At 68.2% G+C, this 12,381-nt stretch carries 12 protein-coding genes; 8 read left to right on the forward strand and 4 right to left on the reverse strand.

Annotation, left to right across the window (positions count from 1 at the left end; translation table 11 throughout):
- Positions 1–65: 65 nt before the first annotated feature.
- From AB1281_RS20405 to AB1281_RS20415, 3 genes are all read left to right on the forward strand, one after another.
- A complete protein-coding gene (locus AB1281_RS20405) occupies positions 66–908 on the forward strand; it encodes a hypothetical protein (protein ID WP_430346826.1) in 843 nt (280 codons plus the stop codon).
- Positions 909–984: 76 nt separating this feature from the next.
- A complete protein-coding gene (mutM, locus tag AB1281_RS20410; protein WP_005421105.1) occupies positions 985–1,797 on the forward strand; it encodes a bifunctional DNA-formamidopyrimidine glycosylase/DNA-(apurinic or apyrimidinic site) lyase in 813 nt (270 codons plus the stop codon).
- A 106-nt stretch (positions 1,798–1,903) separates the two neighbouring features.
- A complete protein-coding gene (locus tag AB1281_RS20415; RefSeq protein ID WP_075675758.1) occupies positions 1,904–3,508 on the forward strand; it encodes a glucan biosynthesis protein in 1,605 nt (534 codons plus the stop codon).
- A gap of 599 nt (positions 3,509–4,107) precedes the next feature.
- Here the strand turns inward: AB1281_RS20415 and AB1281_RS20420 are convergent.
- From AB1281_RS20420 to AB1281_RS20430, 3 genes are read right to left on the reverse strand one after another with little or no spacing between them, the layout of a single operon-like run.
- Positions 4,108–4,728, reverse strand: coding sequence for a thymidine kinase (locus tag AB1281_RS20420; protein WP_005421101.1), 621 nt, complete (start codon positions 4,726–4,728; stop codon positions 4,108–4,110).
- 9 nt (positions 4,729–4,737) lie between these two features.
- On the reverse strand, positions 4,738–5,472 hold the full coding sequence (locus AB1281_RS20425; RefSeq protein ID WP_430346827.1) for a hypothetical protein: 735 nt from the start codon (positions 5,470–5,472) through the stop codon (positions 4,738–4,740).
- Entirely contained in the window at positions 5,469–6,140 is a 672-nt protein-coding gene (locus tag AB1281_RS20430) for a hypothetical protein (RefSeq protein ID WP_430346828.1), read from the reverse strand. The genes AB1281_RS20425 and AB1281_RS20430 overlap by 4 nt, the downstream gene beginning before the upstream one ends.
- Positions 6,141–6,239: 99 nt before the next feature.
- Here AB1281_RS20430 and AB1281_RS20435 point away from each other — a divergent pair, with 99 nt between their 5' ends.
- Both AB1281_RS20435 and AB1281_RS20440 read left to right on the forward strand, forming a co-directional pair.
- Entirely contained in the window at positions 6,240–8,216 is a 1,977-nt protein-coding gene (locus AB1281_RS20435) for a UvrD-helicase domain-containing protein (protein ID WP_053448392.1), read from the forward strand.
- Positions 8,217–8,330: 114 nt separating this feature from the next.
- On the forward strand, positions 8,331–8,855 hold the full coding sequence (locus tag AB1281_RS20440; RefSeq protein WP_430346829.1) for a GNAT family N-acetyltransferase: 525 nt from the start codon (positions 8,331–8,333) through the stop codon (positions 8,853–8,855).
- Between the two features lie 70 nt (positions 8,856–8,925).
- Here the strand turns inward: AB1281_RS20440 and AB1281_RS20445 are convergent, their stop codons facing one another.
- Complete coding sequence (locus tag AB1281_RS20445) at positions 8,926–9,579, reverse strand: YceH family protein (RefSeq protein WP_430346830.1); 654 nt, start codon at positions 9,577–9,579, stop codon at positions 8,926–8,928.
- A gap of 101 nt (positions 9,580–9,680) precedes the next feature.
- Between AB1281_RS20445 and AB1281_RS20450 the strand changes: the two genes are divergently transcribed.
- The 3 genes from AB1281_RS20450 (at position 9,681) to AB1281_RS20460 (ending at position 12,366) form a co-directional block, all read left to right on the forward strand.
- A complete protein-coding gene (locus AB1281_RS20450) occupies positions 9,681–10,604 on the forward strand; it encodes a 5'-nucleotidase, lipoprotein e(P4) family (protein WP_430346831.1) in 924 nt (307 codons plus the stop codon).
- A complete protein-coding gene (gene pyrF, locus AB1281_RS20455; protein WP_014035461.1) occupies positions 10,601–11,326 on the forward strand; it encodes an orotidine-5'-phosphate decarboxylase in 726 nt (241 codons plus the stop codon). Before AB1281_RS20450 ends, pyrF begins: the two co-directional genes overlap by 4 nt.
- 218 nt (positions 11,327–11,544) lie before the next feature.
- Positions 11,545–12,366 carry a S1 family peptidase gene (locus tag AB1281_RS20460; protein WP_430346832.1) on the forward strand — a complete coding sequence of 274 codons (822 nt, stop codon included), beginning with the start codon at positions 11,545–11,547 and terminating at the stop codon, positions 12,364–12,366.
- Positions 12,367–12,381 lie beyond the last annotated feature (15 nt).

A 12,381-nucleotide genomic window follows, 5' to 3' on the forward strand; every position in this document is an offset into this window, starting at 1 on the left:
CCATTGCGATGATCGATGCTGAACGGAATCGCCTGCACTGGCCCGACACGACCCAAGGATCCCCCATGAAATCGAACCCACCGCTGCTGGCGGCCGCGCTGCTCGGCAGCCTCGTCATCGCCGCGCCTGTGCTGGCCAATGAGCCGCCCCCGACCGCCCCGTCCGACACGGCGACGGCTGCAGACGTTCCCGCAGCTGATGCCGGCGCTGTCGCCGTCGTGGAAGACACGGTGGCGGCCACCGTGGCCGAGGTACCCGCCTGGGAAGGCCGGGTGCCGTTGAGCGTGAAGCTGCAGATGGGCGCAGATGGCCAGCCGGTCGGCGACAAGACGCTGCGCCTGGTGCAGCGTTCCACCACCGGCAAGCTGGTGGCCGCGCAGGTTGCCGTGTCGCTGTTTTCCGGCACGCTCGGTGGCAGCTCGTTCAAGAAGGACCAGCTGAAGGGAACCCGGGTGGAGACCGTTCCGAACCCGGCCTTCGGTTACCTGCAGGACCAGGTGCGCCTGCGCCTGGCCGAATACTTCACCGCGCATCCGGGCGCTGTGCCGGCAGAGGTCCGGCCGGTGCAGATCACCGCCGATGGCTTCACCCTGATCTACAAGGAACTGGGCGATGCCGATACCCAGTACGAGCTGCGCCAGACCCAGCACGTCGGCTTCCCGTATACCCGCAAGCTGCTGCGCCTGGTCGGTGGCGAAGGCGTGCAGTGCCAGGTCGACGCACCGGTGGCCGCACCCCTGGAAGCCTGGCAGGCCGACGACTATGCATTGGTCAAGCAGACGGCCGAGCGCTACAGCGACCAGTGCCTGGCCCGGTTCGTGGAAACGCTGCCGTCGCTGTTCCCGGACCGTTCCGCCGCTGCGGCACCGGCCCCGGCGGAGCCTGCGCGCGCCGGACAGGACGCCTGATACCCGTCGAAGCCGGGGATCATTCCCCGGCTTCGACGGCCAGGTGCCGGCGGCAGAGCAGGGATAGAATCCCTGCATGCCTGAACTGCCCGAAGTCGAAACCACCCGCCGCGGCCTGGCGCCGCACCTGCAGGGCCGCCGCGTGCACGGGGTGATCCTGCGCCGCGCCGACCTGCGCTGGCCGATTCCACCGGAGGTGGCCGAGCTGCTGCCGGGGCAGCGCATCGAGGACATCCGCCGGCGCGCCAAGTATTTGCTGCTGGACACCGCCATCGGCAGCGCGGTGCTGCACCTGGGCATGTCCGGCAGCCTGCGCGTGCTGCCCGGCGATACCCCGCTGCGTGCGCACGACCACGTCGACATCAGCCTGGACAACGGCCGCCTGCTGCGCTTCAACGACCCGCGCCGCTTCGGCAGCCTGCTCTGGCAGCCGGCCGGCGAGATCCACCCGCTGCTGCAGGGACTGGGCCCGGAGCCGCTGGACGACGCGTTCGACGGCGACTACCTGTTTGCGCGCAGCCGTGGCCGCAGCGCGCCGGTGAAGACCTTCCTGATGGACCAGGCGGTGGTGGTGGGCGTGGGCAACATCTACGCCGCCGAGAGCCTGTTCAAGGCCGGCATCAGTCCGCTGCGCGAGGCAGGAAAGATCTCGCGCGAACGCTACCAGCGGCTGGCCGACGCGGTGAAGGAGATCCTGGGCTACGCCATCACCCGCGGTGGCACCACCCTGCGCGATTTCATCAGCCCCGATGGCGCGCCGGGCTACTTCGAACAGGAACTGCTGGTGTACGGCCGTGACGGGCTGCCCTGCCCGAACTGTGGCCGCGCGCTGAAGCACGCCACCATCGGCCAGCGCGCCAGCGTCTGGTGCAGCCACTGCCAGCGCTGAGCCGGGCCGCCAGCGGCAGCTGAACGGGCAGGGCGCGTCTCCGCTGCCCGTTAACGTTTGTCTGCCTATGATGGCCGACCTTCCTCCCTGTGCTTGACGCGCCTGCATGCAACGACGCGACTTCATCCGCAATGCCTCCCTCGCCCTGGCTGCATTCGGCCTGCCGTCCCTGCCCGCGTGCGCGGCCAGCAAGAGCGGCCAGATGGGCCTGCGCCGCCTCGGCCAGCCGCAGCCGTTCGACTTCGCCACCCTGAAGGGCCAGGCGCGCGCGCTGGCGCAGGCGCCCTACAAGAGCCACAAGCGGGTGCTGCCGGGCCGCCTGGAGGGACTGGACTGGGACCAGTACCAGTCGATCGGCTACCGCCAGGACCATGCGCTGTGGGCTGACCAGCCGGGCAAGTTCCAGGCCAAGTTCTTCCACCTGGGCCTGTACTTCCATTCGCCGGTGCGCATGTTCGACGTGGTCGACGGCAAGGCGCAGGAGCTGGCCTATGACGGCGCGGCGTTCAACTACGGCAAGAGCGGCATCAAGGATGGCGAGCTGCCGGCCGACCTCGGCTTCGCCGGCTTCCGCCTGAACACCCGCAAGGATACCGACCGCGACTTCGCCGCCTTCCTCGGCGCCAGCTACTTCCGCGCGGTCGGCAAGGAAGGCCAGTACGGCCAGTCCGCGCGTGGCCTTGCGATCGACACCGGCATGGGCAAGCCGGAGGAGTTCCCGGACTTCATCGCCTACTACCTGGAACAGCCGTCGGCCGATTCGGAGACGATCGTGGTCTACGGCCTGCTGGATTCGCCCAGCGTGGCCGGCGCCTATCGCTTCGCGATCACCAATGGCGACGTGCTGCTGATGGACATCGACAGCGCGCTGTACCCGCGCAAGGCGATCGAGCGGCTGGGCATCGCCCCGTGCACCAGCATGTACCAGGTCGGTGAGAACGACCGCCGCATGGGCTGGGACTGGCGCCCGGAGATCCACGACACCGACGGCCTGTCGCTGTGGACCGGTGCCGGCGAGTGGATCTGGCGGCCGCTGCTGAACCCGCGCAACCTGCGTTTCAACATGTTCGTGGACCGCAACCCGCGCGGCTTCGGCCTGCTGCAGCGCGACCGAAATTTCGACCATTACCAGGACGACGGCGTGTTCTACGAGAAGCGCCCGTGCCTGTGGGTGGAGCCGAAGGGCGAATGGGGCGAGGGCTCGGTGCAGCTGGTGGAGATTCCCACCGTGGACGAGACCTTCGACAACATCGTGGCGTTCTGGAACCCGAAGGAAAAGCCGCAGCCGGGCCAGGAGCTGCTGGTCGGCTACCGCCTGTACTGGGGCGCCGAACCGCCGGCACGGCCGCCGCTGGCGCACTGCGTGGCCAGCCGTACCGGCCTGGGCGGTGTGGTTGGCAAGAAGCGCGAGTACTTCAGCTGGCGCTTCGCGGTGGACTTCGAAGGGGGCGAGCTGGCCAGCCTGATCGACAAGGGCGAGGTCGAGGCGGTGGTGGAAGCCAGCCGTGGCCGGGTCGAGATCGTGTCGGCGCGCCCGCTGCGCGAGATCAACGGCTATCGCGCGATGTTCGACCTGGTGCCGCCGGAAGGCAGCACCGAGCAGATCGACATCCGCCTGTTCCTGCGCAGTGGTGGCAAGACGCTTACGGAAACCTGGCTGTACCAGTACACCCCGCCGCCGGCGGGCGCGCCGGAGCGCACGCTGTACTAAGAGGGGGTGGTGGGTTTGCAGGGCTTGCAGCCCTGCACCTGCTGACGTCAACGTCAATGTCAAAAGCGGGCATTCCGTGGGATGGCGGGGTGGGTCCGGTTGAGGGGGGCGGCGTAAATACGTCCATGTAGCCTCGGTCGCGCCATCCATGGCGCTCACGCCCCCTCAACCGGACCCACCCCGCCTTCGACAGATCTCCGCGATCTGTGGGAATTGCTCTTGGGGTCAGATCCGTTTTCCGAAGGAAAACGGATCTGACCCCGGAATTTCATTCGATATCTGACAGATGTGTCGACCAAGGTCGACACCTACCAACAGCCGTGGGGATCTGTCAGAGGTGGGGCGGTGTGGGCTTGCAGGACCGTTGGCGCCATGGACGGCGCCATCGAGCCCCCAGGGGTGAGGGCGCTTTGATTGCGAAGCACTGCTTCGCAAGCGCCCGAACGCACAGCCGCCAGCGGCTGGGCCGGTCTGGGGGTTTACGGCGTGTCCTGCAAGCCCACACCGCCCCGCCATCCCACGGGAAGCCAGCTTTCGCTGTTGCTGTTGCTGTTGCGTTGAGCAGGTGCAGGGCTGCAAGCCCTGCAAAAGAACACCCATTACAGCGGCAGGGGTGCCTGCGCCGGATCGATCCGCCCTTCGCCGCGGGTGATCTTCTTGAACTCGGCACGGCTGACCGACACGTAGCGCTCGTTGCCACCGATCTCCACCTGCGGGCCGTCCTGCACGGCGTGGCCATGCTCGTCCACGCGCACGGTCATCGTCGCCTTCTTGCCGCTGTGGCAGATGGTCTTGATCTCCTGCATCTCGTCGGCCCAGGCCAGCAGGTACTGGCTGCCTTCGAACAGCTCGCCGCGGAAGTCGGTGCGCAGCCCGTAGCACAGCACCGGAATGCGCAGCTGGTCGACAACTTCGCTGAGCTGCCAGACCTGGGCACGGGTCAGGAACTGCGCCTCGTCCACCAGCACGCAGCCCATCGGGCCGTTGGCTGCCAGATCCTGCTCGACCCAGCGCTGCAGGTCGGTATCGCGGTCGAAGGCCATGCCATCGGCGCGCAGGCCGATCCGCGAAGCGACTACGCCGGCGCCGGCACGGTCGTCCAGGCGCGGAGTCAGGATTGCGACCCGCATGCCGCGCTCGCGGTAGTTGTGCGCGCTCTGCAGCAGGGTGGTGGTCTTGCCGGCGTTCATCGCCGAATAGTAGAAGTAGAGCTTGGCCATCGGCCAATTCTAGTCGCCGACCGGCCCGCCGTCGCGGATCTGCCGGGGAGCGCCGATCTCGATGCTGGGCCGCAGCCGGGTGTTCTGCCAGATCTGCTCCTGCAGGCACCAGTAGGCCGCCGGTTCCCAGAAGGCATCGCGATAGTAGTCATCGCCGGTGACCGGCCGGTTGGCCTCCGGCCCTTCGCCCAGCGCCATGCGCAGGCCCGGGTTGACGAAGCCGGTGCGGCTGCCGGTCATCGCATGGCGGGCGTTCCGCAGCACCGTTTCCATGCGCGGCTTGGCCACGGCATCGCCGTACTGCGCGTAGAGCGCCGGGCCTTCGGCAAGTACCCGCTGCCGCTGCGCCGTATCCAGCCGTTGCCAGTAGCGTTCGCGTTCAACCAGCAGGTCGCGGTAACCGCGTTCGGCGGCCAGATCCATCCAGATATAGGCCAATACCGGATCGGCGTCGATGCCGATGCCTTCCTGGTACATGCGGGCAACCAGCGACTGCGAGAACTTGTCCGCGTACAGGCTGGCGCGCTGGAAGCGCACCCGCGCCTGTGCCGGCTTGCCACGTCGCCACGACAGCTGGCCCAGGTCGCGCCAGTACAGGTCGGGATGGGCCTGCAGGAAACCCTCGGTCAGCAACGCCGACGGAATCGACGCGGCCGGGTCGGGCGCGCAGGTGCTGGCGGCTGCGTACCCCGGTGCCAGCAGCACCAGCACGAAGGCACCGATGGCCCGGCAGGCGCGGGTCATCGCCCCGACCTGGCCAGTTCCTCGTCCTGCCATTGCCGGTAGGCCACCGGGTCCCAGTAGCGGGCCAGCTGGTGCTTCTCCGGTTGCAGCACGCGCGGCCCGGCATCGCCGCGGCCCTGGCTGCGCATGGCGCCGCTCCAGCCGGCGCGGCTGCCGGTCTGCTGCATGCTGCCGGCGCGCAGTTCGCGTTCCAGCCGCGGTGTGGCGGCGGGGTCGCCGAACTCGGCGTACAGCGTGCGGCCCTCGCGCACCGCGCGCTCGCGTTCGTCCGCCGACAGCGCCTCCCAGAAGCGTTCGCGCTGTGCCACCAGCCATTCGGTGCCGCGCTCGGCCGCCAGATCCATCCACGCATAGCCCAGGGCGCGGTCGGCCGGGCCGCCTTGCCCGTTCCACAGCATGTCGGCCAGCGCCGCCTGTGACAGCTTGTCGCCATAGCGCGCGGCATTGCGGAAGTTGTTGCGGGCTTCTTCGTCGCGGCCCCGTTCGCGGGCCTCCATGCCCAGCTGGCGGAAGCGCAGGTCCGGGTGGTAGACGAGGAACTCGTGCGACTGCAGCACGATCGTTTCATAGGCATCCGTGCGCGGCGGCGGGCCGGACCCGGCCGCAGGCATGGCCAGCAGGCCCAGCAGGACGGCCGCAAGCGGACGGGCGATGATGTTCAAGGACATGGACCACGCTCCTGTGTTCCGGTGCCGATTCAATACCTTACGGCCGGGCGCCATGCAAGTCAGGTGGGCCTGCCGGCACCCCGCTACAATCCTGTCCCCATGCACGGTCTGAATCCTCCCCAAGCTGCCGCGGTCCTGCACATCGAAGGCCCGTTGCTGGTGCTCGCCGGCGCCGGCAGCGGCAAGACGCGCGTGATCGTGGAGAAGATCGCCCACCTGATCGGCTGTGGCCGCTACCCGGCCCGCCGCATCGCCGCGATCACCTTCACCAACAAGTCGGCCAAGGAAATGCGCGAGCGCGTGGCCAAGCGCCTGCGTGAGCAGGACGCCGACGAGGTGACCATCTGCACCTTCCATGCGCTGGGCCTGAAGTTCCTGCAGATCGAGCACGCGGCGGTGGGCCTCAAGCGCGGTTTCTCGATCTTCGATGCCGACGATGCCGCCGCGCAGATCAAGGACCTGATGTACGGCGCCAAGCCCGATGACATCGAGGACATGAAGAACCTGGTGTCGCGCGCGAAGAACGCTGGCCTGTCGCCCGAACAGGCGATGGCCGCCGCGCGCAGCAACCGCGAGAAGGAAGCGGCCAGCGTCTACGAGCGCTACCAGCTGCGGTTGACCGCGTTCAATGCGGTCGACTTCGACGACCTGATCCGTCTGCCGGTGCAGATCCTGGAAGAGAACCCGGAGATCGCGCTGGCCTGGCGCGAGCGCATCGGCTACCTGCTGGTGGACGAATGCCAGGATACCAACGACGCGCAGTACCGCCTGCTCAAGCAGCTGGCCGGTGACAAGGGCAATTTCACCTGCGTGGGCGACGATGACCAGTCGATCTATGCCTGGCGTGGCGCCAACCCGGAAAACCTGCAGCAGATGGGGCGTGATTACCCCGCGCTGGAGATCATCAAGCTGGAGCAGAACTACCGCTGCTCCAACCGCGTGCTGCGCGCGGCCAATGCGCTGATCGCCAACAACCCGCACGAGCACCTGAAGAAGCTGTGGAGCGACCAGGCTGACGGCGAGCGCATCCGCGTGTGGGAATGCCGCAACAGCGAACACGAAGCGGAGAAGGTCGCTGCGGAGATTGCGTTCGTGGCGCAGTCGCGCAACGTGCCGTGGAGCGACTTCTGCATCCTGTTCCGCGGCAACTTCCAGTCGCGCCCGCTGGAAAAGGCGATGCAGCTGCTGCGCATCCCCTACCACCTGACCGGCGGGACGATGTTCCTGGAGCGCCAGGAAGTGAAGGACACGCTGGCCTGGCTGCGCCTGCTGGTGAACCCGGACGACGACACCGCGTTCATGCGTGCGGTGCAGTCACCCAAGCGCGACGTCGGTGCCGGCACGCTGGCCAAGCTGGCCGAACTGGCGCAGGAAAAGGACATGCCGATGGCGCAGGCCGCCGAAGCCATCGGGGCGCTGCAGCAGCTGCCACCGCGCGCGGCCAACAGCCTGGCGCGCTTCACCGACATCCTGCGCGACCTGCGTGCGCAGACCCGGCAGGTCACCTCCGGCGACATGATCCGCAAGGTTGCCAAGGAATCAGGGTTGTTGAGTGAGCTGCGCCAGCAGGCCAAGGAAGAGGCCAGCTACCAGCGCCGTGCCAACAACATCGAGGAACTGGCGCAGTGGTTCGAGGGTGGCCCGCGAGGTGCCACTGCCGCCGACCTGGCCGGCCAGCTGGCGCTGCTGTCGCGCAGCGACAAGGACGAGGGCGGCAACCAGGTACGCATGATGACCATGCACGCTTCCAAGGGCCTGGAATTCCCCTACGTGTTCATCGTCGGCTGCGAGGATGGCGTGCTGCCGCACCAGGTCAGCCTGGACGAGGGCAACCTGCAGGAAGAGCGGCGCCTGCTGTACGTGGGCATCACCCGCGCCAAGATCCAGCTGTGGATGAGTTACAGCAAGCTGACGCGCAAGTTCGGCGAGCACGTGCGGTTGAAGCCGAGCCGGTTCTTCGAGGAGATTCCGGCCGAGGAGATCCAGCGCGATGGTGCGGATCCGGTGGCCGATGCGGCGCGCAAGAAGGAACGGGCGACGGCGGGGTTGGCGGCGATCGAGGCGTTGTTCGATTGATCGGGGTCGGATCCTTTCCCACAGGGAAGGGCTCTGACCCCAGGGCCGCCCCCAGGTGTCAGAGCCCTTCGCTTTGCGAAGGGATCCGACCCTCCAGTTCACGGAGGTCTGTGCATGCATCCCATCGAAAGCGAACGCCTGCGCCTGCGCCGCATCGAGCCCGACCGCGACGCGGCGCCGATGCTGGCTCTGCTCAACGATCCGGGCTTCCTGCGCTTCATCGGCGACCGCAACGTGCGCAGCGAAGAGCAGGCGCGTGAGTACATCGCGCTGCGTGTGCTGCACAGCTATGCGCTGAACGGGTTCGGCATGTATGCCATCGAGCGGCTGGCCGATGGTGCCTGGCTGGGCAATGCCGGGCTGGTGCGGCGGGATGGCCTGCCGGGGCCGGATATCGGCTATGCGGTGCTGTCGGAATTCGCCGGGCAGGCCTATGCCGGTGAGGCGGCGCGGGCGGTGTTCGCGCATGCACGTGCGGAGCTGGGCATCGTGCATCTGTACGGCATCACCGACCTGGACAATGTGGTGTCCGGGAAGATCCTGCTGGGCCTGGGCATGCAGCAACGCGGGGTGATCCAGCTGCCGGGCGTGGACAGCCCGAGCCGGCTGTATGCCACGCCGGGCGCGGCCGAGGTTTGATCGTGGTGGGTGCCGACCGTTGGTCGGCACGATTCAAATGCAGTGCCGACCAACGGTCGGCACCCACCCCTCAGGTGCCGCGCAGTTCGGCCAACTGCGCCTGCAGATCGGCCACGGCCGCTTCCAGCTGGGCCACGCGCTCGGCCAGGCCCGGGTCGGCGGCCTCGCTGCCCCCACCGCTGCTGGCGTACTTCGCCGCCAGTGCCGCGCCGTCCACCTCGCCGCACAGCAGGTGCATGTAGCGGTCTTCGCGCTGGCCGCTGGCGCGCGGCAGCACCACTAGCAGCGCGCGCTGCTGCAGGCGCTCGATGGCGTGGCGGGCTTCGTCGGTATCGGCGAAGCGGTGCAGGCGTTCGCAGCGCGTGACCAGCTCGCCCAGCGTCTGCGGCCCACGCAGCAGCAGCATCGCCAGCAGCACGGTCTGCTGCCGGGTCAGGTCCAGCGCGGCCTGCAGGCGGTGCTCGTAGCGGTCGGCGCGCGAGGAGAAGTGCTGGCGGGCCAGGCCCAGCGTCTCCAGCTGGCGCAGTGCGTGCTGCACGCTGCCGGCATCGACGTTCATCACCGGCTCGCGGGCGGTCTTCTGGTTGGCGGCCGACTGGGCGGCGTTGACCGTCAGCGGGTAGGTATCCGGGGTGGTCGCCTCCTTCTCCACCAGGCAGCCCAGCAGGCGGGCCTGCACGGCGTCGAGCAGGGGGACGTCGGGGGTCTGGGCGGAATCGGTCATGGCGGCCTCCGGAAGGGCAACGGGTCAACCGCCAAGCATAGCCGTCCCAGGGCCGGCTTTGCCGGTAAAATGCGCCGGTATATCTGATTGCCGGTGAACCCATGCGTCGTCCCGTTTCCCTGTCCCTGACCCTGCTCGCCACCGCGGCGCTGGGCCTGTCCGCCTGCAAGCGCGTGGATGCGCCTGCCGCCGAAGCCGCTGCCCCGCAGGCCCCGGCCGCCGCCGCCAAGGCCGATGGCGCGCTCGATGCCACCGCCAACGACAACCTCAACGCGGTGCTGTGGATGCAGCGCGCGCAGGAGTACAAGGCGATCACCGAGCAGACCTACCGTGCCGCCGCCGACCATCTCGACGCTGCCCTGAAGGAAGCCCACTGGGACGCACTGGTGCCGGAAGAACGCGGCAACGAGGCCAAGGGCCTGAAGCCGGCGGTGGTGCTGGACGTGGACGAGACCGTGCTGGACAACTCGCCCTACCAGGCGCGCCTGGTGCGCGATGGCAAGGAATACGACGAGCTGACCTGGGACCAGTGGGTGGCCGAAAAGAAGGCCAAGGCGATCCCGGGCGTGGTCGACTTCGCCAAGGCCGCCAATGCCAAGGGCGTGACCCTGCTGTACATCTCCAACCGCGCCGTGCACCTGAAGGACGCGACCCTGGCCAACCTGCGCGAGCAGGGCCTGCCGGTGGCCGACGACAGCGTGTTCCTCGGCCTGGGCACGGTGGTGCCGGGTTGCGAGCAGGCCGGCAGCGAGAAGAACTGCCGCCGCCGCCTGGCCGGGCAGAAGTACCGCGTGCTGATGCAGTTCGGTGACCAGCTGGGCGACTTCGTGGAAGTGACCGCCAACACCAACGACGGCCGCGATGCGCTGCTGCAGCAGTACCACGACTGGTTCGGCGAGCGCTGGTGGATGCTGCCGAACCCGACCTACGGCGGCTTCGAGCCGGCGCAGTTCAACAACGACTACAGCCAGTCGCGCCAGGCCCGCCACGACGCCAAGCGCGCTGCGCTGGACTACGCACCGTGAGCCGCGCACCGCTGCCGCTGCGCGATGACGAGCGCCTGATCTTCGCGCTGGACGTACCCGACCGCGTGCAGGCACTGGAGTGGGTCGATCGCCTCGGCGACAGCGTGGCGTTCTACAAGATCGGCATGGAACTGCTCGCCTCCGGCGAGTACTTCCAGGTGCTCGATGCGCTGGCCCGCCGCGACAAGCGCGTGTTCGTCGACCTGAAGTTCTTCGACATCCCGGCCACCGCTGCGGCGGTGATCAAGCGCCTGTCGCAGTGGCCGGTCAGCTACGCCACCATCCACGGCTGGCACCCGGCCATGATGGAGGCCTGCGCGGCCGCCAACAGCAGCGACATGCGCCTGCTGGCAGTGACCGTGCTGACCTCGATGGGCCGCCCCGACCTGGCGCAGATGGGCATCGACCGCGAGCCGGTGGACGTGGTGGTCGAGCGCGCGCTGGCCGCCCAGGCCGCTGGCATCGACGGGGTGATCGCCTCGGGCCAGGAAGCCGGCCCGATCCGCGCCGCCACCGGCAGCGGGTTCTCGATCGTCTGCCCTGGCATCCGCCCGGGTGGCCCGGTCGGCGATGACCAGAAGCGTACCGTTGGCGTGGCGCAGGCCTTTGCCGATGGTGCCGATGCCATCGTGGTCGGCCGCCCGATCCGCCTGGCGGCCGATCCGCAGGCCGCAGCGCGGGCAATCCAGCAGGAAATCGCGTCGGCTCTGGCTGCGCGCTGAGCCTGCCCCCGACGCCGGTCACGCCGGCACTTCGAACGCCATCCCGATCCATGCGGGATGGCGTTCGCATTTGTGGGTCTGCAGCTGTCGCAGGCGGCACAAGGCACCGGAACTGTGCGCGCGTTCGCGCTGTCAGCCTCATCACTGCTCCCCAATCGATGCACCGGCACGGACCGCGGCCGCGCCGGTTCCAACCATCGATAGAGGAGTACAGGGATATGTATCGCAGCACCTCTTTGTTCATCGGCCTGCTGTTGGCCGCGTCTACCGTACCCGCCATCGCTGCGCCGCAGGCACGCGAAGCACCGCGCATCATCGGCGGTGAAGCGGCTTCGGCCGGCGAATACCCGTTCATGGTCAGCATCCAGGGCATCTTCGACGGCGATTCGGATCATGACCGCCACTTCTGCGGGGGCACCCTCATCTCGCCCTCGTGGGTGCTGACCGCCGCGCACTGCATGCAGGGGGAAGCGCCTGGCGGCATCGCCGTCGTCGGCAACGCCGCTGCCCTGTCCACCGACGCCTCGCCCCGCGCCTCCAACGTCAAGGCGATCCACGTCCATCCGGCATTCAACAGCGGTAACTCGCTGGAGCACGACGTGGCCCTGATCCAGCTCAGCACACCCGTGGACGGTGCACAGCCGGTGGCACTGCGGCTGCGGCCCGACGCCAGTTATCTCAAGCCGGGCCGCGAATTCACGGTGATTGGCTGGGGAGACACCGACATCGGCGATGGCCGGGTCTACCCGACCCAGCTGCAGACCGTGCAGGTGCCGTTCGTGGCATTCAATGAATGCCAGCAGGCCTACGGTGGGGAACTGTCGCGCGGCAAGGTCATCTGCGCCGGCCGCGAGGGCATCGACAGCTGCCAAGGGGATTCCGGCGGGCCGCTGCTGCTGCGCCTGCGCGATGGCTGGACCCAGTTCGGCATCGTCAGCTGGGGCGAAGGCTGCGCGCTGGCCGGCTATCCGGGGATTTATGCCCGAATCGCCGAAAAACACGCCGTAGATTTCATTGAATCTGTCTGGCAGCGCGATTGACCCAATAAAATCAAA

Origin of the sequence: Stenotrophomonas sp. NRRL B-14846, assembly GCF_050473585.1 — a bacterium.
In the GTDB taxonomy this organism is placed as follows: domain Bacteria; phylum Pseudomonadota; class Gammaproteobacteria; order Xanthomonadales; family Xanthomonadaceae; genus Stenotrophomonas.